Here is a 21820-nt window from a genome sequence, read left to right on the forward strand (position 1 = left end):
TATGATGATGAAAGAGAGACTGATTTTAGGCATCTCTGGCAGCCCGCGCAAAGGGGCCAACACGGATCTGATGCTGATGGAAGCGATGAAGGCCGCCGAGACAGTGGAGGGAATCCGCACGGAGATCATTTATTTGAGGGACTATGAGATTCATAACTGTAAGGGGTGCTTTGCATGCTGCCGGGAGCCGGGAAAGAAGGACGGCGGCGCCCATGCCTGCGCCATGTTCCGGGATGGGATGGATGAGATCTATCCCAAGCTGAAAGCCTGTGATGGCCTGATTATTGCATCCCCGGTGTACTTCCAGTCCGTGTCCGCGCAGGTCAAGCAGTTCATGGACCGCACGGAGGGATTGCTGCGCTATGGGACCAGCCAGTATCAGTATGGCCTGCAGAATAAGGTCGGCGGAGGACTGGTGGTGGGCGGAAACCGGAATGCCGGCGAGGAGCTGACCATGCTGGAGTTACAGGCATTTTTCCAGGTCCATGATATGATCGTTGTGGGCTCCGGCGGCGAGCCGACGCCCGGCTGCTATAATGGCGGAGCCTGCACCACCTATCCGCAAAAGGGAGACGTGCGCGATGCGGTTCTTGCAGATGAGCTGGGAATGAAGAGCTGCAGAAATCTTGGCATTCGTGTTGCAAAGACCGTGATGATGCTCAACCGCGCGTAAGCGGTCAGGCAGCAAAGCTTTGGAGGCAGAGAATGGGCAACAGCAAAATGATTGAAGCATTCGTCGCAGACCACCGGGAGGAATTTCTCTCCATTTTGGAACATGTGGTGAACCTGGAATCCCATACATATGGAGCCCGGGAGACGAAAAACCGATGCGGACTCTATTTGAAAGAACTCTTTGAGGGGCTTGGGTTCACGGTTGGTACCATGGACGTGGGGGATGTGGGAATCCATGTCACCGGAACCTATGGCAGCGGCACACACAAGGTCCTCCTGGTGGGCCATTATGACACTGTTTTCCCAACGGGCACAACGCGGGAGCGCCCCTTCACCGTGCGGGATGGCAAGGCTTTTGGCCCTGGTATCTATGATATGAAGGGCGGCCTGATCAGCTTTTACATGGCGATGAAGGCGCTGCGGGAATTGCATATGATGCCGGAGGATAAAGAGGTCACTTTTTTCTTCAACTGTGACGAAGAGGCTGGCAGCGGAACTTCCAAGGACGCGATCATGGCGCTGGCGTCCCAATCTGATGCCTGTCTGGTAGCCGAGCCCGGGCACAATGCCCCCGGCTATGTGACAGCGGAGCGTTTTGGCCGCTCGGTGGTGGAGATTACTGCCAGGGGAGAGGCCAGCCATGCTGGAAACCGGCCGGATTACGCGGCGAATCCCCTGCTGGAACTGTCCTATCTGATCATTGAGCTGGAATCCCTCTGTGATAAAAAACGGGGCGTTTGGTATTCCCCGGTGAGCCTGCATGGCGGCGATGTGGGAGCCACGGCCATGACCCCGGCAGATGCCTCTGTCATCTATGATATCCGATACCTAAACGAGGACTTGGGCCGTGAGGTGGAGGAGGTGCTCCACACACTGCGTCCCAAGCTGAAGAATGTACATCTGGAGATCAGCGGCGGACGGGAAAAGCCGCCCTTCGCCCAATCCGAAATCCATGCGAAGGTCTATAACCGGGCAAAAGAGATTGTTGAAGAATTGGGATATCCATATCAGCCCGCCCGGCTGGGCGGCGGCAGCGATTGTAACTTTACCGCCTCTGTGGGATGTCCCTCCCTGTGCGGACTAGGACTGAACGGGGATTTCCTCCACAATCCGAAGGAGTACGTGCAGATCGACACGATTCCCACCCGGGTTGCGTTGGTTGCGGAGCTGATCCGAACCCTCTAAAAACCTTTAAAACTGCGATTGGCCCATCTCCCTCGGCTAACCGCCTCGGAGAGAGGGCCATGTGAAAAAGTGCCGGCCGCCGCGAAAAATACAGTTGTTCCACCACCGGAAAGAAACAGTCAAAATGGCTTTTTCCAACAAAGCAGGTCCTTTTGGACCTGCTTTTGGTTATATGGTGGCAAGAAGGTTCTTTGGATTAAGAACGGAAGCAGAAAACTGTGGGCAAGGGGCGGGGGTGTCCTTGACCGGTTGAAAAAAACTGGGAAAATTTTAGAAATTTTCAGCAAGTGTTGCATTAGCAACTTGCAATATGCAAATATCCTGATATACTCAACATATCCAAAGGGGAAACAAAAAGCTTACATACAACAAGAAACGGCTTATTAAGGAGGATATGTGTTATGAAAAAATGGGTTTGCACAGTTTGTGGTTATGTTGCCGAGGGTACCACCCCTCCCGAGAAGTGCCCTGTCTGCGGTGTTCCCGCTTCCAAGTTCAAAGAGATGACCGAGGGAGCAAAGCTGGCTGCCGAGCATGAGTACGGCATTTATGCTAAAACCGTGAAGAACAACGCTGACATCAGCGAAGAGGATAAGAAGTACATTTTTGAGCAGTTGATGGCGAATTTCCAGGGCGAGTGCTCTGAGGTGGGCATGTACCTTTGTATGGCACGCATTGCCCATCGCGAGGGCTATCCCGAAATCGGCCTGTACTGGGAGAAGGCTGCCTTTGAAGAGGCTGAGCACGCCTCCAAGTTTGCCGAGCTTCTGGGTGAGGACCTGGAGCCCAATATGAAGGCCTCCACCAAGGCGAATCTGGCTTGGCGTGTAGACTGTGAGTACGGCGCCACCCAGGGCAAGTTCGATCTGGCCGCCTGCGCCAAGAAGAACGGCTTGGACGCCATCCACGACACCGTGCATGAGATGGCCCGCGACGAGGCCCGTCACGGCAAGGCTCTGGAGGGCCTGCTGAAGCGGTACTTCGGCTGATAATAAGGAGATTATGATGCAGAAATATGTTTGCCCATGCGGCTATGTCTATGATCCCGCGGTAGGCGATCCAGATAACGGAATCGCCCCCGGTACCCCCTGGGAGCAGGTTCCTGAGGACTGGGTTTGTCCCACCTGCGGACTGGGCAAGGACGTGTTTGAAAAGGAAGCATAAGACAAGGCGGGACCACAGGTCCCGCCTCTCTTTTTATCTACAGAAGTTCGATCTGCCGGGTGGCTACCGTTTGCCGGAATGTTTCGTCATGCTCTACAAAGAGCAGGGTTGGCTGAAATGCTAGCAGGAGCTGCTCAATCTGCATGCGGGACCATACGTCCAGATAATTCAGCGGTTCATCCCAAAGGTACAGGTGGGCACTTTCGCAGAGGCTGCAGGCGATCAAAGCCTTTTTCTTCTGCCCTGCGGACCAGTTCGCCATATCCTTTTCAAATTGTACCCGGGGAAAGTCCAACTTGCGCAAAATGGCCAGCAGCAGCGTTTCGTCGGCGTTCCGCTCCCGGACAAAGTCATGCAGGCTTCCTCGGAGGTTACTGGTGTCTTGGGGAACATAGGAGATGGAGAGACCCGGGAGATGCGTGAACGTGCCGTCCCAGGAAATCTCCTGGCCCATCAACAGCTTCAGCAGAGTGCTCTTTCCGCAACCGTTGCCGCCGGTCAGGGCCACACGGTCTCCCGGCTCCAGAGCAAAGGTCAGGGGGCAGCACACTGGCCGTCCGCCATAGTGGGGAACGACCTCCCGCAGGTCCAACAGTCGGCCTCTGGCGGTCAAGGGCCGCAGCTTGAGAGAATCGGCCCGCTCCAAATCCCACAGCAGGCCGGAGGCCTCCTCCAGCGCTTTTTGACGCCGGGTGTCGATGGACTTGGCACGCTGCATCATTTTGGCAGACCTGTGACCAATATAGCCCCGATCAGGCCGCAGACCGGAATTCCGAGAGCCAGTTTTGGTGGCTTCCACCCGGTCGGACCAAGTGCTGGTCCGCTTCGCCGCCTGGGCGAGCCGCTTCATTTCTCCTTTGAGTTTGTCATTTTGTGCCTGCTCGTAGGCATCCTGCCGGGATTTATTTTCCCACCAAGTGGAAAAGGTACCGCTTTGGACTGAGACACCCGTCTTATTGAGCGCTAGGATATGGTCCACACAGCCGTCCAAAAATGCCCGGTCGTGGGACACCAGCAAAAATCCCTGCTTTTTGCGAAGATACTCTGCAACAGTCTGGCGGCCAGCGGCGTCCAAGTGATTGGTGGGCTCATCAATCAGCAAATACCGGGATTCCCCGCAAAAGAGGGCTGCCAGAAGGCACTTGGTCTGCTCGCCGTTGGAGAGAGTTTCAAAAGGGCGGTAGAGTGCTTCGGACTCCACGCCCAGAAGTCCGCTTTCCCGCAGTAGCTCCCACTCCTCAGCCGTGGGACAGACGGCGGAGAGTACCTCCAGCGCCAGTTGCCTGGGGTTAGAGACTGGGTGGGGAAAATAGGTACAGGGCGGCACGCCTGAAATGCTGCCGCCATATTCATATTGGCCCATCAGCAGGCGCAGGAGCGTGGTTTTTCCCCGCCCATTTCGGCCCAGAAAGCCCAGACGCCACTGGGTGTCAAACTGGAAACTGACGCCGTCAAACACCGCGTCATAGCTGCCGGGGTAGGAGAAGGTCAGATTTGTAACCTGAATCATGGACATCCCTCCAAATGAGAAAAATGGGCCGCAGGAAAGAACTTCCTGCGGCCCAGCCATGCCTGTGTCAGCCTCCTTTTACGGGAGGCGCATGGATCTATAGGGTCAAAGAATGCTTGGCTCTTTCCTGCTCGCGGCGCAGCGGCACACCCTCTGCCGGGGCGGCGTTAGCGCCAGATTTCATTCAGCAGGAAACAGAAAACATCCTTTCACTCCTTTTCATCAATTTCAAGCCTATCATATCGGATCAGATACCGCTTGTCAACCCTGCGGCCGCGAAAGCCCGAAAATCAGAACTCTGCGTTGCCCACAGTGCGGGGGTGGGGAAGGACATCCCGGATGTTGCTGATGCCGGTGAGGTACATCACCAGCCGCTCAAAACCAAGGCCGAATCCGGCGTGACGGCAGGAGCCGTAACGCCGCAGGTCGCAGTACCACCAGTAGTCCTCCGGCTTCATGCCCAGCTCCTGGATGCGGCGCTCCAGCACTTCCAGCCGCTCCTCACGCTGGCTGCCGCCGATGATTTCCCCGATGCCGGGCACTAGGCAGTCTGTGGCGGCAACGGTTTTGTTGTCATCGTTGAGGCGCATGTAGAAGGCTTTGATTTCCTTGGGATAGTCTGTGACAAAGACAGGCTTCTGATATACCTGCTCGGTGAGATAGCGCTCGTGCTCCGTCTGCAGGTCACAGCCCCAGAACACCTGATAGTCGAATTGATCGTTGTTCTTGGAGAGAATCTCCACAGCCTCCGTATAGCTCACCCGGCCGAAGTCCGAAGAGGCCACATGTTCTAGCCGCTCCAACAGGCCTTTGTCCACGAAGCTGTTAAAGAAGGACAGCTCGTCGGGACACTTGTTCATCACATACCGCAGAACATACTTGATCATGGCCTCCGCCACGTCCATGTCGCCCTTGAGATCGCAAAAGGCCATCTCCGGCTCGATCATCCAGAACTCCGCCGCGTGGCGCTGCGTATTGGAGTTCTCAGCCCGGAAGGTGGGACCGAAGGTATACACATCGCCAAAGGCCATGGCGAAGTTTTCTGCGTTAAGCTGACCGGAAACTGTCAGGTTGGCAGGCTTGCCGAAGAAGTCCTGAGAGAAGTCTACCTGACCGTCCTCCGTCAGAGGGGGATTCTTGGGGTCCAGAGTTGTGACCCGGAACATCTCGCCGGCGCCCTCGCAGTCGCTGGCGGTGATGATGGGAGTGTGAACATAGACAAAGCCCCGGTCCTGGAAAAACTGGTGGATGGCGAAGGCCGCAGCGCTGCGCACTCGAAAGGCGGCGGAGAACAGGTTCGTCCTGGGCCGCAGATGCTGGATGGTCCGCAGGAACTCCGGGCTGTGGCGCTTTTTTTGCAGGGGGTAATCCGGCGTGGAGGTTCCCTCCACCTCAATGGAGGCAGCCTTGAGCTCCAGAGGCTGTTTGGCCCCCGGCGTCAGTACCACGGCGCCTGTGACCACCAGCGCCGCGCCCACATTTTGAGCGGCAATCTCAGCGTAGTTGGAGAGAACACCGGCATCCATGACCACCTGTAAGTTTTTAAAACAAGAGCCGTCATTCAGCTCAAGGAAGCCAAACTGTTTCATATCCCGGATGGTGCGGACCCAGCCGCCCACGGTGACGGTCTGCCCGGACAGCGTCTCACTGTCGGCATAAATGGCCGCTATTTTTGTGTAGCTCATAAAATCACCTGAAATCTCTTTTTTGAAATGAATGGCTGTATTATAACGCGTTTTACAGACTTTTACAAGCGGCTTTTCTGCATTGTCAGACTTTTTCATAAAAAACGGACGGGAAGATTTCCTCCCCGTCCGTTTTCTCAGCGCATTTCAGAGACGATGCTGTCCACGGCATGGTCCACGGCGACACCCAGCTTGTGGATACTCTTACCCACTTGCGTTTTCATGGAGTCCTTGCCGTAGGGCGTCATCATCCCAAGCGCGGCGCCGGTCACCAACCCGGCACCCATGCCGACCAAAAATCCGGCACACATTTTCATATTCAGTCACTCCTTTTCCGGCACGGAGCTAGTATGACCGGAAGCGGCCAGAAAATCCGTCCGGAGGAGATTTGCCAAAATGTTCTGGATACGCTATACTAAACTTGAAAAAAATTTTTAGGAGGAGTCATGACGCACATCTATTTGGTCCGCCACGCCGAGGCGGAGGGCAATCTCTACCGGATCGCCCAGGGGCAGGGCAACAGCAATCTGACAGACCGTGGCTGGCGGCAGGTGCAAGCTTTGGAGCGGCGGTTTGCGGATATCCAGATTGACGCTGTGTACGCCAGCGATCTCTACCGCACCTGTGCCACGGCCAGCGCAATTTACAAACCCAAGGGTCTGGTACTCCACCGCAGCCGGGAGCTGCGGGAGATCTGCGTGGGAGTGTGGGAGCACCGCAGCTGGGGAGAGGTTTACCGCCGTTGGCCGGAAGAGATGGAGCATTTCACCAACAGGCCGGATCTATGGCACTTGGAGGGGGCAGAGGACCCCCTGGAGGCCAGAGGCCGGGTGCTGGCTGCCATCCGAAAAATCGCAGCGCAGCATACGGGGGAAACGGTGGCAGTGTTTTCTCACGGCTATGTGCTGCGGATGCTGCTTTCGTACTTACAGGGCTATTCTCTGGAAGAACTGGGCCGGACACCCACGGGGGACAACACAGCCGTCTCACTGCTGGAGGCGGAGGGAGATGCGCTGCGCGTGGTGTTCCGTGATGATAACAGCCACCTCCAGCTCCTGGGGGAGAAAGGAAAACGGCCAAGGGGCCTGGAGCCGGGGCTGTGGTTTGCTCCATTGCGGCTGCCAGAGCAGGCGGAAGTATTTTGCGCGTTGGCTTCTTCCCTTTGGCAGCGCTCATTTGACCGGACGCGGCTGCTGGAGGACGGCGGCCGGAGGGAGACGTTGCTGGGGTATCTTGGAGAGGAGCCGGTGGGCGTGCTGCAGCTTGATGCGGCTTCCGGATGGATTTCCCTACTGGGCATCCGGCCGGACTGTCGGCGCCGGGGCTTCGGCGTCCAGCTGATCGGACAGGCGGTACAGCAGACTCGAGCGGCGGGCGGTGGGAAAATCTTCGCTGCGCTGCCGGAAAATGGTGAGGCCAGAAGCTTTTTGGAGGAGTATGGGTTTCACCCCGCAACAGATGGGGCGTTCGTGGAAAAGAACATTGCATTTCTTCCGGAATTTTTAGGACGATGACAGACTGGAGACATTTTTCAGCAGGATTGTAGCTGACAAACAGAGTATGCTTGCCCTGTAGCCCTACAGGATGGGGACGGTTGAAACGGCCTAGTGGGGTGTGGAAAAGGGGCGGGCTTCTGCCGCGTGTACTGGCGGGAAACACTGGCAGTCAGGCGCGGAGGAGGTTTTGCCGATGGGTGAACAAGCATGGGGGCTGGGATGAGCGTTTGGGTGACAGTGCTGCTGTTTCTGGTAGGTCTGGTGTTGATTATCAAGGGCGGCGATTGGTTTTTAAGCGGTGCGGTGTGGATTGCGGAGGCTACAGGGGTCCCCCGATTTATTATCGGGGCAACCATTGTGTCTGTGGCCACGACGCTGCCGGAGCTGACAGTTTCTGTGACGGGTGTGCTGCAAAATGAGGTGGATATGGCGGTAGGAAACGCCGTGGGGTCTGTGACGGCCAACCTGGGGCTGATTCTTGGGATTTCCGTGGTGTGCATCCCTTCGGTTGTCCATAAGCAGCAGTTTCGCCTGAAGGCCCTTTTGATGGCGGCAAGTGCCCTGCTGCTATTTTTGCTCTGCCGGGGAGGACGGCTGACCGTTGGACCAAGCCTGTGCTTGGTGGCGGTATTTACAGTATACCTGGTCAGCAACCTGACAGACGCCCGTACCAGCATGGCGGAGAACCGGACGGAAATCGGCAGAGGACGCTCGGTTTCCCGGCGGCAACTGGCGGGAAAGCTGACAGCCTTTGTGGTAGGAATTGCCGCCATTGTTATGGGCTCCCAGATGCTGATCTGCTATGGAAGCAAGATTGCGATTTTATTGGGAGTGCCCGCTGGGATCATCGGGGTGACTATGGTGGCGATAGGAACCTCCCTGCCAGAATTGGTGACGACTTTGACCGCCATTTCCAGGCGGGAGGCGTCCATGTCTGTTGGAAACATCATCGGGGCCAATGTGATTGACCTGACCATGATTCTGCCGGTATGCTCTGCAGTCTCCGGCGGCCGGCTGACCTTGAGCCGTCAGACCATCGGCCTGGATATGCCGGTATGCCTTGGAATGTGCGCCCTGGCAGTTCTTCCGCCGCTGATCAAGGGAAGATTTTATCGCTGGCAGGGAGTTTTGATGCTGGCAGCCTACATCGTCTATGTGGCGGCATTGGTCCGCTGAAAAAAGGCCGGAGCACATTGCTCCGGCCTTTCGCATGCCTTAAAACCAAGAAATACTCCTGGGATGGGAAGAGACAGCCAAGAGCGGGGAAAGCCGGGAAAGGGGGCCATCCTGCATGTGTTTCACAGGACCCCAAAACCCCGCGCTGTAAGGGGCACTCTTTTAACACGCTGGCTATGCTGCCCCTGGTTTTCATGGCGCCGTTTGTGCCAGATCCCGAACAATCCGGGCGGTCATGCCCCAGATGACGTGTCTCTGCCAATACCAGACTGGAACATCCACCTTGCCCCGGGACCAGGGATAGTCCTGAGAAATGCCAACAGCCTCATAGGGAAAGCCCTCGGGCAGCTGTGGGAGAAGATCATAGGAGTAAAGCTCTGGCGCTGTGTTTTGAAAGAAGGCAAAGGGGACGGTAAAGACCTCCGCCACCTCAGCGGAGGAAGGAGAGATGGCGGCGTAACCCTCTGGGGAGATCAGACCTAAATAGGGGCGAAGCAAAAAGCCCCGCTGATTGCAGATAAAGTCCGGAGTACCCAGCAGCTGGATTTGAGAGCGGGGAATCGAGAGCTCCTCCTCTGTCTCACGAAGAGCACATTCCGCAGGCGTCTCCTGTGACTCCAGCCTGCCGCCTGGGAAGCATACCTCCCCTCCCTGGCGCAGTTGTGCGGCCCGGACCTCAAAGAGAAGGTGCACGCCATCCGGCTGCTCCAGCAGCGGGCATAGAACAGCATATTCATTCCGGGCGCCCAGCAGTCCCGGCTGATGGCCGTCAAAACGACGGCGCAGGGCCTCCAATGCCGCGCTCATAGCAACATTGTGAGCGACCGCTGGTGGTTTTCAATTTCCACAGCGGGAACGCTGGCGGCATATTCCCCATCCAGAGACCAAGGCAGCTCCTCCTGGGTTTCCAGATGGAGAGAGGAGACGTGACGAAAGACCAGTCCCTCTCGATCATACTGCTGATTCAAAAGAGCCAGGACCAAATTTTGCAGGTCTTGCGGGGTGCGGGGGCTGGGAATCAGAAGCAGCTCAAATTTTCCGTCATCCAATACGACACGCTCTGGATTGAGCTTCATCAGCCCTCCGATGGAGGTGGAGTTGCACACGGCGCCGAATAGATAGCTTCCATCCAGAACCTCCCCATCCGCGGTCAGCCGAATCTGATAAGGACGAAGAGAGTTCAGGTCTTTCATGCCCTCCAGGATATAGGCAAGATGCCCCAGGGCATTCTTGGCGGCCTGGGGAGCGGTGTAGGAGCTGCGGGTAAAGGCGCCGAAAGAGGCAACATACACGAAATAGCGTTCATTCCAGCGCCCGATATCCAGGGCGCGGCGCTGGCCGTGGAGAATCTGGTCCGCCGCAGCGGCCGGGTCAGAGGAGATGTGGAGACTGGCGGCAAAATCATTGGTGCTGCCCCGGGGAAGATAGCCAAGCAGAGGCCGCTGCTCCAGGGACATCAGACCGGAGATGGTTTGATTCAGCGTGCCGTCACCGCCCACAGCTACCACCACATCAGTATCCTCACCGCATTCAGCGGCAATCTTTATAGCGTCTCCAGGGGACTCGGTCTGGCGGATAGACAGCAGATATCCAGCTTGGGAGAACAGGGCCGCCGCGTCAAACAGCGGGCCGCGGGGTTTGCTGCGGCCGGCTGTGGGGTTTACAATCATGAGAAGCTTTTTTTGCACCATAGGAAAAATGCCTCCTGCAAATGAACCGCAAGTGTTAAATTGGCGTAAAGACAGTATAGCACGGGAAAAACGGGATTGCAATTCCCGGGGACGGCGTGTAGAATAATCTTAACAAGGGGGTAACGGTCATGAGACAGAAAGAGCAGCATATCAAATGGGGGCTGACGGCGTTCTGTACGGTGGCCGCTATTTTGCTATTTTATGACACACTTTTTGGCAGCCGGTTTCTTCTGAAAACCTGGCGGCAGTTTTTAGGGGCCACCACACCAATTCTCTATGGCGCGTTTATGGCTTATCTGCTGGCGCCGGTTGTCAACTGGTTTGACGGTGTCGCGGCCAGGGGGCGGCTGGCACCCAAGAGCGGCACCCGCGGACGAAGCGTTCCCCTGTGGGTTCGCTCTGCCAGCATTCTGCTGACCTGGGCGCTGATCGGTGTGCTATTCTATCTGTTGGCCTCCGTACTGCTGCCGGAGCTCTATAAAAGCGTGCTGCAGCTGGCCTCCAATGTGGAGAACTACTATAATACGATCAGCGGCTGGGTTGTGCATATGCTGGAAACCTATCCCTCTATAGAGGCTTGGGTGACTGGGCAGATGAATACTTATTATGATGCCATGGAGACGTGGGTACAGACGGAGCTGCTTCCGCAGGCCACCGCGGTGATGACGATTGTATCCGGAGGCGTTTTCGGCGTGGTGGCATTTCTGGGCGACCTGCTGGTGGGGGTGATCGTCTCGGTCTATTTTCTGGCTACCAAGGAGATTTGCGCCGCCCAGGCACGAAAGATTGTATGCGGCTTGTGCACAAAAAAGCATGTCTATTGGATTTTACGCGGTGTGCATAAAGTGGACAGTATCTTCTCTGGCTTCGTTCGGGGAAAGCTGCTGGACTCCCTGATTATTGGTGTGCTGTGCTTTTTTGGCTGCTCGATTTTGGACTTCCCCTATACGCCGCTGGTGTCGGTGATCGTGGGAGTCACCAATGTGATTCCCTTCTTTGGCCCCTTCCTGGGGGCGATTCCCAGCGCGTTTTTGATTCTGCTGGCCTCTCCCATCAAAGCGGTGTATTTTGCCATTTTTGTGCTGGCGCTTCAGCAGCTGGATGGTAATGTCATTGGTCCAAAAATTTTGGGAGACAAAACGGGCCTTTCCAGCTTGTGGGTGATTTTCGCCATCTTGGTGGGCGGAAGCTTTTTCGGCGTGGTGGGCATGTTCTTCGGCGTGCCGGTGTGCGCATGCATTTACAGCGCCCTGGAGTTTTATGTGAATGTCCGGCTGCGGAAGAAGAATCTTCCAGTGGAGACGGAGACATATACGACTGATACAGCAGCTGCATCACCAGAGGACCTGTGATCAGAATGCCCATGGAAACCATCCTGAATTCCCGCGGCAGCATAAGAGCGATGAAAACTTTTTTTCAAAAACATCAAAGACTCCATATTTGGCTGCTGACAGACCTTAGTCTCCTGGCTGTTTTTTGCCTGGTCAGGGAAAACCGGACTTGGATGAATGCCTTGGCCAAACATGTGGCGGGGCCGCTGCGGCAGACGGTGGGACGGCTTTGCTACCGGACGGAAATCTCTGTGATGGAAGTGCTGGCGGTACTGCTGGTGCTTTTATGCGCCGGATACGTCGTCGGAAGCGGAATTGCCGTTGTTAGAGCGGCAGGACACCGGGGAGACCGGGCTTACAGCGCGGTGCTGGGCGCAGCTTGCGCCGCGTTGACGCTTTACGCCGGAACCTGTCTTTTGTGGGGGGTTCATTTCTGGACGGATTCCTTTCAGGATCAATCCGGGATTACCGCCCAACCGGTGGCACAGGAGGATTTGCTGGCAGTAACCCAATACTTCGCAGACAAAACGGCGGAGGCGGCAGATGACGTGTCCCGGGATGCGGAAGGATTGTTTGATGTGCCGAGAGAAGACATTCTCTCCGCCAGCACTACGGTATATGATGTGCTGGAGCAGGAGTTTCCCTTCCTGGAATTTGACGATCCAGGGGTAAAGGCTATGGCATTTTCGCGGCTGATGAGCATCATGGATTTTACTGGTGTTTATTGTGCTTGGACCGGAGAGAGCAATGTGAATGTGGACAGTCCCGCATGTCTTCTTCCGGCGACTGTGGCGCATGAGCTGGCCCATCAGCGGGGAATTGCATCGGAACAGGAGTGTAATTTCCTGGGAGTGCTGGCTTCCACCACTAGCGGTAATCCGGCCTATGTGTACGCCGGCTGGCTCTCCGGCTATATTTATCTGGGAAACGCCCTATACCGGGTGGACCCGGAGAGCTACTGGGCCATCCGCAATGCCATGCCCGATACAGTGAAAGCGGATCTGGCTTACAATAATGCCTACTGGGCGCAGTTTCAGGACAGCGTGGTGCAGACTGTCTCTAACCAGGTTTACGATGGGCTGCTGAAAGCCTATGGCGATGAGCGGGGCATCCAGTCCTATGGAACGGTGGTGGATCTATTGGTGGCTTATTATCGAGATTTAGCGCAAGAAAAGCCATAAAAAGATAACGGGCCAACGGCCCGTTATCTCTGAAGTGAATGGGAACAGCCTGGGGGGATTGCTGCAATCCTCCCAGGCTGTCTTTCCTGTTAAACCAAGGCCGCCATCCGGGGCGGTCCGTCAGGTGTGATAGCGATCCTGCGCGCCTCAAAATCATCGCGCCAAGGGACCCGCAGTGTTTGACGGAATGTTACCATGCATACTGGCTGCCGTCTCCGAAAGAGCACCGGAACGCCTATGCCACTCTGACGGTATTGCCCGGCAGGCAGTGCGCTGCCAGCAAAAACCGCCGCACCAAGGAGAACCAGTACTGTTGGAGGCTTGGCTATCCATCTGACGGCTTTCTAATTTTTACCAGGGGTGCTGTTGCCAGGACTCCGCAGGCGTCATGGCAAAAAAGGTATAGTCCGGGGTGGGACCACTGTCTCCCCATGTAGTATCAATGTGGACCTCGGTTCCATCCAGGCTGGCGACAGTCCAGATATGGCCACTGTTGGAGAGGGCGTAGCAGTCAATTCCCTCCAGTTTTAAAAGCAGATTATAGGCACCAGTATAACCGTCGCACACGGCAGTGCCCTCTGTAAACAGGCTGTAGGGAATATGGCTGAGGGAATTCTCTGTGGCATCATAGTCATACACACAGTTTTCACAGATCCAGGTATAGTAAACCCGGGCTTTTTCCCGCTCCGTCATATCGGAGGTCACAAGACCCTCCTCCCACATTTGGTCGTGAACAGCGATGGCGGAATCCATGGCGGCGGTTCGATAGGTTTCGATTTGTGAAGAGGTCAGATCCACGGCAGAAAAGGTCAGTGTCATGCTCCCGGATGGATGGAAAGAACAGGTGACGCTGTTATAGCTTTGCTCACAGTAACTTTTGGTGATGGACAGAGCCTTTTCCATCACCTGTCGTGCCTGGATGGCAGAGATACCGGAATACTGCAGAGTCAGCTGATTGCTGCCGGAAGAGAGCATATAGCGAATGTCCTGGGCAATTTCCTCCGTTGTTGTGGGAGAGGCGATATAGCGCCCGGGCTCCACCAGGTCCGCCAAGGCAGTGCCCTGTGCGCTCTCCGTCAAATTCCAGGAGGGGGTCACCCGAAGGGAGGGGTCCACCATCCGGGTCAGCATGGCGGCCGCAGCACCGCGGGTAATCGAGGCGTCCGGCAGGAAAGAACCAGTCTCGTCACTGCCAAGGCATATGCCCTTGCGGTACAAGGACAGGATATCCTGATAATAGGGAGTGTACTCTGTCACATCGGTCAAAAAGCGGCGGGAGGCATAGGCCTGGGTGATCAGGTCCGTGTGGATGGAGGGCAGTGTCTCCTCCGGCAAAATGTTTGTCAGAATATGGGCCATCTGGGCCCGGGTAGCGATGCTGGAGAGCTCATTGTCCAGGGCTTTGTCCAGCACACCCTCTGCTTGGAGATAGCGCAGATACTGTCCGGCGACAGAACCGCCGTCACTGCCGTAGGCGGCAGGACCCGACTCTGGGTCCCCGGTGCGGTAGAGGCTTCGGATGCGTGCTGCAAAAATGACCGCCTGTCCCACCGTCAGGGGATCTGTCAAGCCAAAGGTGCCGTCGGCCTTTCCGACGGAGAGACCGTACTCATACAGCGCGGAGACATTGTCATAAAAGACAGAATCCGCGGAAAGGTCAGAAAATTGGTTATGATAGGTCTGGACCCGGGAGAAATTGCCGTCCTGCGCGGCCAGCGCCGGTGTGGTCAGCAACAGTCCCAGAGCCAGGAGAAGGGCATATGTGCGTTTTTTCAAAGAGAGCTCCTTTCCAGTATCACCATGTGCTCAGGTGCAGATATGCAGGTCCTCTGCCACACGGTCCTCTACATAGGGGTTCAGATATTCATTTACCAGGGCCAGGGTGGCCTCGGTGTCCAGATAGATATAAGGGGAGTGCCACTCACTGGGCAGGGTGGAGAAACTGATGGCGTCGGCGCCCATGCCGATGGCCTCCTTTCCGAGCCATGCAAGGTTTCCAACCGTCAGGTCCGTCTCCACATAGGTCTGAAAAATTTTCACAAAGTCATCAATCTTGTCCAGATTTCCGACGGTTAGAACCTGCTTGGCCACGGCCTTGAGAAAATTCTGCTGGGTCTCCATGCGGCCGATATCCTGTGTGGCATAGCCCTCCCGAAAGCGGACCACCTTCAGCGCGTCGGCGCCGCTGAGCGTCTGCACGCCTTTTGAGATATGAATATAGAGATTTTGATAGGGGTCCTCATAATTCATGTTGATGGGCACGTCAAAGGTTACGCCGCCGATGGCGTCCACCAGGGCGACAAAGCCTTGCAGGTCCACGGAAACCGTGTAGTCCACCGGAATGCCCAGCTGATCTGAGATCGTCTGCGCCAGCAGGTCAATGCCGCCGGCGTTATAGGCATAGTTGATTTTTTGGTTGCGGCCGTGGATGATGGATTTGGTATCCCGGGGAATACTCACTCCGTAGATATAATTGTTTTCGGCATCTACAGCCACTAAAATGTTGGTGTCGCTGCCGCCGTTATGATCATCCACGCCGGAGACCAGGATGGTGTAGAAATTCGGCTTGCGCTCCAGATGGGAACGCAGAGCCTCCGACTCCAGGTCAGTGGTGTCTGTGCTGTCATCCAGAACCGGGTCCTCCGGTGTTTTCTGTTCCGGGGCCTGAAACAGTTTGTTGTAACCGACAAAAAGGGTCACAGCCACCAGCAGCACCAGGACAAGGGCGAGACGTTGGTTCAGCTTACTGCGCTGACGGCGGGAGGAACGGGCTCTGGACATACGAAACAGCTCCTTCGAGGATTTACATAATACTGTTCCTTATTATATAGCCCGTCCCAGGAAAACACAAGAGAAAAAATAGCGGCTTTGCCGCTATTTTTCTCCATCAGACGGCGTTTGTTCAACAGTTAGCTGCTCCAGGAGCGACTTGATATCTGCCAGCAGTTGATTCTGGTAGGAAAGCGCGCAGTGAATATAATACAGTGCGGTATCAATTTGTCCGGGAGCCATGGATCTGGCCGCCTGGCGATTTGAGGCCGGCGGCACCTCCGAGCCGTCCACCGGATGAGGCCATCGGCGGACCTCCGGCTCTGTAAAAGCAGGGGTGCCGGATTGTTTGGCAGCAGTGGCCCGAATTTGCCGGCCTCGTCCGCCGGAATGATTTGCCATCAGGATTCCCTCCTTGTGCGGCGTCAGACGCCGCGGTACTTTTTGCGGGTGGCGATGCCGCCCCGGATATGCCGCTGAGCTTTGTTCACCTCCAGCACCTCCTTCACCTGGCTGTACAGAGCCCCGTTGAATTGGGGCAGCCGCTCCGAGATGTCCTTGTGGACGGTGCTTTTGCTGATGCCGAACTTCTGTGCGGCGGCGCGGACCGTGGTCCGGTTCTCTATGATGTAAAGAGCCAGGCGTTCTGCCCGCTCCTCCATATTTTCTTTCAAACACCTTCACTCCCCGCCTCTAGTTGGTCCATCCTATGCGCAGATGCGGGGGAATATGACGGACACAAAAGCCCTGGGGAACCGCTCGAAAGGCCCGCCGCATGCCTTGGGGAACACTGGACATGCTTCCCCTCCAATCAGGCAGACAGGAAAATGGCAGCGGCGAGAGTGAAAAGTGGGGGGGGGAAAACAGGATTATGAAGAAAAGGCATGGGGAATATCCGTCATCCGCAGAAAAAAGCTGTGCCTGGAACAGGTCCAGACACAGCAGGGGGAGTGATTCTCCATCAGAGGCAGGAAAAAATGACCTCTCCGGTAGAGAAGCGGCGATGATTCGCTCATAAAACTTCATGCAGAATTCAGCGCACCGGGCACACAGAAAGATCCAGGAGTGCACGAAGTGATTGCGGCTCCTTTCCGGGTGCCCCGCAAGGGAGAGGAGATGGCGTCTGCTTGCTATGCAAACACAAGCAGGCAGAATCTGTCCAGCCATGGTCAGCTAGGAAAACGGATGGATCACGGCGCCTGTCGATCCTCAGGCGGGGCATCCAAATGTTCCTCCGCCTGACGCAGATAGTCCTGTTCCTCGGTCTTTTTGCTGGGGACAAAACTCTGCGCCGGTGTCCGTTTGGCGCCCTTGCTGCGGGCATAGAAAAAGCCGGTGACAGAGAACACCACCGCGCCGATGAAGTTCACAAACAGGTCCTTCATGGTGTCAATGATGCCAATGTCCAGATAGCCGCCAAGGCCCAGACTCTGACCGTTAATGACCACATCCTGGATATCTGGGATGGTTACAACCTTGTTGGAGCGGGTGACATCCAATGCGGAGCTGTGGATGGCGTGAACCACTGTATCCCGCTGCATGTCTGTGCCCAAAAAGAAATCCATGCTGAATTCAAAAAATTCCCACAGCACGCCGATGGTCATGGAGAAACAAAAGGCCACCAGAGCCAAAAACAGCGGGGAGAGATCGAAGGTTAATCGCTCGTCATTGTTCAGGAGCATCACCAGGGAAAAGCCCACGGCTGCGCAGAGAAAGCCGTTCAAGGTGTGAAGCATGGTATCCCAGCCGGGAATCACCACATAAAAGGCGTTGACTTCACCTAGAATTTCTGCCGCGAAAATGAAGCACAAAATGGTAATCTCCAAAGGCGGCGGCAATTCAATTCGCAGCTGCACCTGCACCCAACTGGGGAGATACAGCAGCACAATAGTCAGCGCACAGAAAAAGGTGCCCTCATAGTTCCTAAGCATCACTTGGCGGACCAAGATGATCAGCACCAGCAGCCGCAGAATATAGAACACAATGAAAGAGCTCTTGTGCTCCCGCAGCTCCTTGGCCATAGCCTCTTTTAAAATTTTGCGATAAGGTTTTTTTTCATGTTTCTTTTGTTTCATGGCAATTCCTTTCCTGGGGGATTGGCGTACCGGGGACCCCTATAGGATAGCACAAGGATGCCCCGCTGGCAAGCAGGGCATCCTGATTCCGTTAGATTTTCAATACCGGGGCTGAGAACAAAGTCTTCTATGCTCCTCGCGCACCAAGACGAATGCACGCCAAGATGTAACTCACCTGCAGCACAGCCCAGATGAGCAACACCGCCACCATGGGCAGAAGGCCGATGGGAAGGACATAGCTGAGCAGCAAAAGCACCAGCCACAGGGCAATGCAGGCACGATTGGCCGCCTGAAAGGCCTGGTAAGATGCCTGGCCGATTTGGGCCCGCTCGGCTTCGTCACAGGTGTTATACCACTTTTTCTGGAATTTGCTGTCGTATACACTGACCTGCTTTTCCGGGTTCATCCGGCGAACCAGGTCTACAATTTTCTGCTGCACCAGGACGACCAGCGCCACGGAGACCAGCATTTCTCCTACGATCAGCAGAGCCATCCGCCCGCTGTCCGTGTAGAGGACGCCGACCGCGATAAAGAAGAAGTCCAGAATGGTTGCCAGGGAAGAGCAGAGCAGCGTATAATTGAGCTTCCTATCCACTTGATCCGGAAGCGTCTCGTCCTCTCCATCCCAAGCCATATAGAGCCGCTTGGCAGAGAGATAGAATCCCAGGCAGATAGCCAGCAGAACGCCGGAGGTAACAGGGATTCCCCAGGGGGCAGCAGCTTGCAAAACCCCGGTGAGCCATGCCTCCACGGAATCTGCCAGATGAAGGTCACTGGCAATTCCACCGGCAAGCCCGGCAAAAAAGCCCAGCACGCCGCCCAGGAGAACCCACAGCAAAAATTTCGGAAAGGCTTTGCGGTTGATCCCCTTATCATCACGTTTCATGTCGTTCCTCCTCCTGATACGAAAAGATATCCTCCACATGTACCTGACAGACCTTTGCCAGCTTCAGGGCCAGTGTGACCGAGGGAGAGTAGTCCCCGCGTTCGATCTGACTGATGGTTTGCCGGGACACGCCCACCAGCGTTCCCATCTCCTGCTGATTCACGCCCAAACGGGCGCGGTACTCCTTGAGCCGGTTGTACAGCGGCATAGGCGTCGCTCCCTTCTTGCCAATAATAGCAGTCAAAATGACAATGATCATTGTCATATATAGCATAGCATTGACAAGGATTGTTGTCAATAGAAAAATAGAAAAAACCTTCGGAATATTTCCGAAGGTTTTTTGCTATTTTCGCTTGGGGTCTGGCGGCGCATCCCGCCACCTGCTGGAAGGAACCTTTTTTTCAGCCAGACGGCCTTTGACAAAGGAACGGAACAGCGCGTAGAGCACCGAGCACAGGGGAATGAAAAGCAGCATGCCAAGAATTCCCATCAGCTTTCCGCCGAGGGTTACCGCGGCCAGTACCCAGATGGAGGGAAGTCCCACCGAGGAACCCACCACATGAGGATAGATCAGATTGCCCTCGATCTGCTGTAGCACCAGGAAGAGCACGATGAAAAATAGCGCCTTCCAGGGGTCTGTGACGGCAATCAGCAGCGCGCCCACGCCGCAGCCAATAAAGGCACCCACGATGGGAATCAGAGCCGTCAGAGCAATCAGAACTCCTACCAGCAGCGCGTAGGGAAGACGAAAAATCGTCATAGAGACCACAAACAAGGTTCCTAGGATCACAGCCTCCAGGCACTGACCGGAGAGAAAGCTGGAAAAGGTGCGGTTGGTAAGGCGCAGAACCTCTAATGTCCGATCCGCTCCCCGGAGGGGCAGAAGAGCGTAGAGAATCTGCCGGACCTGCCGGCTGAGCTTCTCCTTTTGGATCAGGATGTAGAAGGAGAAAATGAGTCCGATGACAAAGGTGCTGATGCCGCTGACCACGCCGCCAATCAGTCCGCTTCCGGAGGACACCAGGCCGGAGCCAAAATTCTTGGCAAAATTTACAGCGGCGGCGTACCAATCGTCCCAGGGGATGCTTAGCTCCAGATCCGTCAGGGTTTGCTCCAGCAGCGGAAGATATGCTGCCAGGGCCTCCAGCTGCTCCCGAAGCCGGTCAAGGGCCGAGGGAATCTGGCGAACAATGGTCATCACCGCATCCGCAATGCCGGGGCCGATCACACTGCTGGCTAGTGTCAAGACCCCCAGGACAGCCAGCAATGTCAGCACCAGGGCCAGGGGACGGCGGAATTTTGCTCCGCGGCGGCTGTATGGATACAGGTGTCGTTCAATGGCCCGCATAGGTACATTCAGAACAAAGGCCAGCGCTCCGCCCAGAAGGAAGGGACTGAGAATGCCAAGCAGCCAGCGCAAAGCTGCCGCAGCCGTTCCCAGGTTTTGAAGGGCACAGTAAAAAGCCACGCCGCCGCACACCACCGCCAGCAGCTCCGCGATCCTCTGTTTATTCCATTCCATTGTATGACGTTCCTTTCGGCGGTTCCTAGACCAGCCGCTTTTTCCGCCACTGGCCTTGTCTGAACCGCAAAGTAAAGAGTGCGCCCCGCAGACCTTCGTCACAGGCCATAGCAACCCAGATTCCCACCAGGCCCCAGGACAGCGTATGGCCCAGCAGCCAGCCGCCAGCCACCGCGACAATCCACATGCTGAAGATACCGATTGCCACAGGATACCAAACATCTCCGGCGGTGGTCAGGCAGCGAGTCATGACGATATTCACAGAGCGGCCCACTTCCAAAATAAATTCCACAAGAACAATCTGGCGTCCCAGGGTGTGAATCACCGGGTCGTCCGTAAAAATGCTGTAAATGGGGTCGCAGAAGAAAAAAATTACCAATGTTAACAGCTCTGATACCATCAAGGCGATCCGGATGGTGGACCATACCCGGGGTGACACCTCCTCCAGCTTCCGGCCGCCCAGCAGATAGCCGAGAATGATCTGGGTGGCCTGCGCCACAGCGATGGAATACACATAAGCGACATTTGCCAGCATGCTGGCGTAAACCTTGGTGGCAATCACAGCGGTTCCCATCAGATTGATGAACCGCAGGATAAAAATCTGGGACACATTATAGGACAAGGACTCCATTCCGGAGGGCATGGCAATGCCAAGGAGATGCTTGCATGTGGTCCAGGGAAAGGGCCGCAGATATCGCAGGGAGAAGCGGATGGTACACTTACGCCGCAAGGTCCAGATCACAAGAGCCAGCCCGATTGCCTTGGAAATACAGGTGGACACGGCAGCGCCCGCCACGCCCATGCGGGGCAGACCGAAGAAGCCGTTGATCAAAATGGCGTTTCCCATGATGTTCAGAAGATTCATTACCACGGAGACGCTCACCACTTCGCGCAGCAGGGTATAGCTCCGTAGCACAGCGCAGAGCTCGATGTATAACCCCTGCAGCAGCACAGCGCCACCCACGATCCGGGTGTACAGGCAGGCACCTGAAAAGGACTCCGCCGGCGTCCGCAGCAACGTAAAGAGCACCTCGGGCGCCAGCAAGAGCAGCAGCCCCATTCCCAGGCTGAACACGGCGCTGACGGCGGTGCCCACGGTGGCGATTTCATTGCAGGCATCGCCAGTTTTTCCAGCGCCGATGTGCTGAGTCAGCAGAATCGTGGTGGCAGCGCTCATGGTTTCCAGGACAATAATCACCACGTTCATCACCTGGTTGCCGTTGCCGATAGAGGCCACGGCAGCAGAACCGAAGTGAGAGATCATGAACTGGTCCATGTTTCCCACCAGCAGCTGTAAAAGCAGCTCGGCAAAGATGGGCAGGGACAGGTAAAAGACCCGGCGGGTCTGGGGAGAAACATGAAGTGTCATAAAAACGGCTCCTTTATCCGACAGAAAAACGTTTACGTTCCGCCGAATGCCAGTATAACCGTCCCTGCTGATCAATACAAGCGGCAAACCGCCAAAAGAAGCCTCACG

22 protein-coding genes are annotated in these 21820 nt (G+C 55.9%); 8 read left to right on the plus strand and 14 right to left on the minus strand.

Annotation, left to right across the window (positions count from 1 at the left end; translation table 11 throughout):
• Position 1: 1 nt before the first annotated feature.
• The 4 genes from KJS55_RS09510 to rd all read left to right on the plus strand — a co-directional run bounded on the left by KJS55_RS09510 (position 2) and on the right by rd (position 3021).
• On the plus strand, positions 2-673 hold the full coding sequence (locus KJS55_RS09510; RefSeq protein WP_213543237.1) for a flavodoxin family protein: 672 nt from the start codon (positions 2-4) through the stop codon (positions 671-673).
• Positions 674-705: 32 nt separating this feature from the next.
• Positions 706-1857: a M20/M25/M40 family metallo-hydrolase gene (locus tag KJS55_RS09515; RefSeq protein ID WP_187029241.1), complete on the plus strand. Its 1152-nt coding sequence runs from the start codon at positions 706-708 to the stop codon at positions 1855-1857.
• A gap of 401 nt (positions 1858-2258) precedes the next feature.
• Positions 2259-2846, plus strand: coding sequence for an NADH peroxidase (locus KJS55_RS09520; protein WP_213543238.1), 588 nt, complete (start codon positions 2259-2261; stop codon positions 2844-2846).
• 16 nt (positions 2847-2862) lie between these two features.
• Positions 2863-3021 carry a rubredoxin gene (gene rd / locus KJS55_RS09525; protein ID WP_187029246.1) on the plus strand — a complete coding sequence of 53 codons (159 nt, stop codon included), beginning with the start codon at positions 2863-2865 and terminating at the stop codon, positions 3019-3021.
• 37 nt (positions 3022-3058) lie between these two features.
• Here rd and abc-f read toward each other — a convergent pair whose 3' ends face one another.
• The 3 genes from abc-f to KJS55_RS09540 all read right to left on the minus strand — a co-directional run bounded on the left by abc-f (position 3059) and on the right by KJS55_RS09540 (position 6533).
• On the minus strand, positions 3059-4537 hold the full coding sequence (abc-f, locus tag KJS55_RS09530; protein WP_213543672.1) for a ribosomal protection-like ABC-F family protein: 1479 nt from the start codon (positions 4535-4537) through the stop codon (positions 3059-3061).
• A gap of 284 nt (positions 4538-4821) precedes the next feature.
• The gene (gene asnS / locus KJS55_RS09535) at positions 4822-6216 is read right to left on the minus strand and encodes an asparagine--tRNA ligase (RefSeq protein WP_213543239.1); all 1395 of its coding nucleotides are present in this window, start codon (positions 6214-6216) and stop codon (positions 4822-4824) included.
• A gap of 137 nt (positions 6217-6353) precedes the next feature.
• Positions 6354-6533: a hypothetical protein gene (locus tag KJS55_RS09540; RefSeq protein ID WP_187029249.1), complete on the minus strand. Its 180-nt coding sequence runs from the start codon at positions 6531-6533 to the stop codon at positions 6354-6356.
• Between the two features lie 129 nt (positions 6534-6662).
• On the opposite strand from KJS55_RS09540, the gene KJS55_RS09545 reads away from it, so the two are divergent.
• Together KJS55_RS09545 and KJS55_RS09550 are read left to right on the plus strand one after the other, a co-directional pair.
• On the plus strand, positions 6663-7730 hold the full coding sequence (locus KJS55_RS09545) for a GNAT family N-acetyltransferase (RefSeq protein ID WP_213543240.1): 1068 nt from the start codon (positions 6663-6665) through the stop codon (positions 7728-7730).
• 201 nt (positions 7731-7931) lie between these two features.
• Positions 7932-8888 (plus strand): calcium/sodium antiporter, encoded by a 957-nt coding sequence (locus KJS55_RS09550; protein ID WP_213543241.1) that lies wholly within the window; start codon positions 7932-7934, stop codon positions 8886-8888.
• 192 nt (positions 8889-9080) lie between these two features.
• Here KJS55_RS09550 and KJS55_RS09555 read toward each other — a convergent pair whose 3' ends face one another.
• The gene (locus tag KJS55_RS09555; protein ID WP_213543242.1) at positions 9081-9695 is read right to left on the minus strand and encodes an NUDIX hydrolase; all 615 of its coding nucleotides are present in this window, start codon (positions 9693-9695) and stop codon (positions 9081-9083) included.
• Positions 9692-10579 carry a diacylglycerol/lipid kinase family protein gene (locus tag KJS55_RS09560; RefSeq protein WP_187029255.1) on the minus strand — a complete coding sequence of 296 codons (888 nt, stop codon included), beginning with the start codon at positions 10577-10579 and terminating at the stop codon, positions 9692-9694. The genes KJS55_RS09555 and KJS55_RS09560 overlap by 4 nt, the downstream gene beginning before the upstream one ends.
• 128 nt (positions 10580-10707) lie before the next feature.
• Here KJS55_RS09560 and KJS55_RS09565 point away from each other — a divergent pair, with 128 nt between their 5' ends.
• Both KJS55_RS09565 and KJS55_RS09570 read left to right on the plus strand, forming a co-directional pair.
• The gene (locus tag KJS55_RS09565; RefSeq protein WP_187029258.1) at positions 10708-11931 is read left to right on the plus strand and encodes an AI-2E family transporter; all 1224 of its coding nucleotides are present in this window, start codon (positions 10708-10710) and stop codon (positions 11929-11931) included.
• Between the two features lie 152 nt (positions 11932-12083).
• On the plus strand, positions 12084-13091 hold the full coding sequence (locus KJS55_RS09570; RefSeq protein ID WP_228300503.1) for a DUF3810 domain-containing protein: 1008 nt from the start codon (positions 12084-12086) through the stop codon (positions 13089-13091).
• A gap of 351 nt (positions 13092-13442) precedes the next feature.
• On the opposite strand, the gene KJS55_RS09575 is transcribed toward KJS55_RS09570, so the two are convergent.
• The 9 genes from KJS55_RS09575 to KJS55_RS09615 form a co-directional block, all read right to left on the minus strand.
• The gene (locus KJS55_RS09575) at positions 13443-14867 is read right to left on the minus strand and encodes an S-layer homology domain-containing protein (RefSeq protein WP_213543244.1); all 1425 of its coding nucleotides are present in this window, start codon (positions 14865-14867) and stop codon (positions 13443-13445) included.
• Positions 14868-14897: 30 nt separating this feature from the next.
• Positions 14898-15872, minus strand: a complete 975-nt coding sequence (locus tag KJS55_RS09580) for an LCP family protein (protein WP_187029264.1) — start codon at positions 15870-15872, stop codon at positions 14898-14900.
• 93 nt (positions 15873-15965) lie between these two features.
• A complete protein-coding gene (locus KJS55_RS09585; RefSeq protein WP_187029266.1) occupies positions 15966-16262 on the minus strand; it encodes a hypothetical protein in 297 nt (98 codons plus the stop codon).
• A 23-nt stretch (positions 16263-16285) separates the two neighbouring features.
• Positions 16286-16534 (minus strand): sporulation transcriptional regulator SpoIIID, encoded by a 249-nt coding sequence (gene spoIIID, locus KJS55_RS09590; protein ID WP_187029268.1) that lies wholly within the window; start codon positions 16532-16534, stop codon positions 16286-16288.
• A gap of 516 nt (positions 16535-17050) precedes the next feature.
• A complete protein-coding gene (locus KJS55_RS09595) occupies positions 17051-17935 on the minus strand; it encodes a DUF2238 domain-containing protein (protein ID WP_187029270.1) in 885 nt (294 codons plus the stop codon).
• 127 nt (positions 17936-18062) lie between these two features.
• Complete coding sequence (locus KJS55_RS09600; RefSeq protein WP_213543245.1) at positions 18063-18821, minus strand: DUF3169 family protein; 759 nt, start codon at positions 18819-18821, stop codon at positions 18063-18065.
• Positions 18811-19086 carry a helix-turn-helix transcriptional regulator gene (locus tag KJS55_RS09605; RefSeq protein WP_428846506.1) on the minus strand — a complete coding sequence of 92 codons (276 nt, stop codon included), beginning with the start codon at positions 19084-19086 and terminating at the stop codon, positions 18811-18813. The genes KJS55_RS09600 and KJS55_RS09605 overlap by 11 nt, the downstream gene beginning before the upstream one ends.
• A gap of 78 nt (positions 19087-19164) precedes the next feature.
• Positions 19165-20343, minus strand: a complete 1179-nt coding sequence (locus tag KJS55_RS09610) for an AI-2E family transporter (protein ID WP_187029276.1) — start codon at positions 20341-20343, stop codon at positions 19165-19167.
• 25 nt (positions 20344-20368) lie between these two features.
• Positions 20369-21712 (minus strand): MATE family efflux transporter, encoded by a 1344-nt coding sequence (locus tag KJS55_RS09615; RefSeq protein ID WP_213543246.1) that lies wholly within the window; start codon positions 21710-21712, stop codon positions 20369-20371.
• Positions 21713-21820: the final 108 nt, after the last annotated feature.

Source organism: Pusillibacter faecalis (genome assembly GCF_018408705.1).
In the GTDB taxonomy this organism is placed as follows: Bacteria; Bacillota; Clostridia; order Oscillospirales; family Oscillospiraceae; genus Oscillibacter; species Oscillibacter faecalis.

Excerpts from the sequence above, each read along its gene's own strand:
- asnS (WP_213543239.1), bottom strand. The coding sequence starts at position 6,216 with ATGAGCTACACAAAAATAGCGGCCATTTATGCCGACAGTGAGACGCTG.
- KJS55_RS09615 (WP_213543246.1), bottom strand. The coding sequence starts at position 21,712 with ATGACACTTCATGTTTCTCCCCAGACCCGCCGGGTCTTTTACCTGTCC.
- KJS55_RS09520 (WP_213543238.1), top strand. The coding sequence starts at position 2,259 with ATGAAAAAATGGGTTTGCACAGTTTGTGGTTATGTTGCCGAGGGTACC.
- KJS55_RS09545 (WP_213543240.1), top strand. The coding sequence starts at position 6,663 with ATGACGCACATCTATTTGGTCCGCCACGCCGAGGCGGAGGGCAATCTC.
- KJS55_RS09580 (WP_187029264.1), bottom strand. The coding sequence starts at position 15,872 with ATGTCCAGAGCCCGTTCCTCCCGCCGTCAGCGCAGTAAGCTGAACCAA.
- KJS55_RS09585 (WP_187029266.1), bottom strand. The coding sequence starts at position 16,262 with ATGGCAAATCATTCCGGCGGACGAGGCCGGCAAATTCGGGCCACTGCT.
- KJS55_RS09555 (WP_213543242.1), bottom strand. The coding sequence starts at position 9,695 with ATGAGCGCGGCATTGGAGGCCCTGCGCCGTCGTTTTGACGGCCATCAG.
- KJS55_RS09610 (WP_187029276.1), bottom strand. The coding sequence starts at position 20,343 with ATGGAATGGAATAAACAGAGGATCGCGGAGCTGCTGGCGGTGGTGTGC.
- rd (WP_187029246.1), top strand. The coding sequence starts at position 2,863 with ATGCAGAAATATGTTTGCCCATGCGGCTATGTCTATGATCCCGCGGTA.
- KJS55_RS09515 (WP_187029241.1), top strand. The coding sequence starts at position 706 with ATGGGCAACAGCAAAATGATTGAAGCATTCGTCGCAGACCACCGGGAG.
- abc-f (WP_213543672.1), bottom strand. The coding sequence starts at position 4,537 with ATGTCCATGATTCAGGTTACAAATCTGACCTTCTCCTACCCCGGCAGC.
- KJS55_RS09605 (WP_428846506.1), bottom strand. The coding sequence starts at position 19,086 with ATGACAATGATCATTGTCATTTTGACTGCTATTATTGGCAAGAAGGGA.
- KJS55_RS09560 (WP_187029255.1), bottom strand. The coding sequence starts at position 10,579 with ATGGTGCAAAAAAAGCTTCTCATGATTGTAAACCCCACAGCCGGCCGC.
- KJS55_RS09600 (WP_213543245.1), bottom strand. The coding sequence starts at position 18,821 with ATGAAACGTGATGATAAGGGGATCAACCGCAAAGCCTTTCCGAAATTT.
- KJS55_RS09510 (WP_213543237.1), top strand. The coding sequence starts at position 2 with ATGATGATGAAAGAGAGACTGATTTTAGGCATCTCTGGCAGCCCGCGC.
- KJS55_RS09540 (WP_187029249.1), bottom strand. The coding sequence starts at position 6,533 with ATGAAAATGTGTGCCGGATTTTTGGTCGGCATGGGTGCCGGGTTGGTG.
- KJS55_RS09550 (WP_213543241.1), top strand. The coding sequence starts at position 7,932 with ATGAGCGTTTGGGTGACAGTGCTGCTGTTTCTGGTAGGTCTGGTGTTG.
- KJS55_RS09595 (WP_187029270.1), bottom strand. The coding sequence starts at position 17,935 with ATGAAACAAAAGAAACATGAAAAAAAACCTTATCGCAAAATTTTAAAA.
- KJS55_RS09565 (WP_187029258.1), top strand. The coding sequence starts at position 10,708 with ATGAGACAGAAAGAGCAGCATATCAAATGGGGGCTGACGGCGTTCTGT.
- KJS55_RS09570 (WP_228300503.1), top strand. The coding sequence starts at position 12,084 with ATGAATGCCTTGGCCAAACATGTGGCGGGGCCGCTGCGGCAGACGGTG.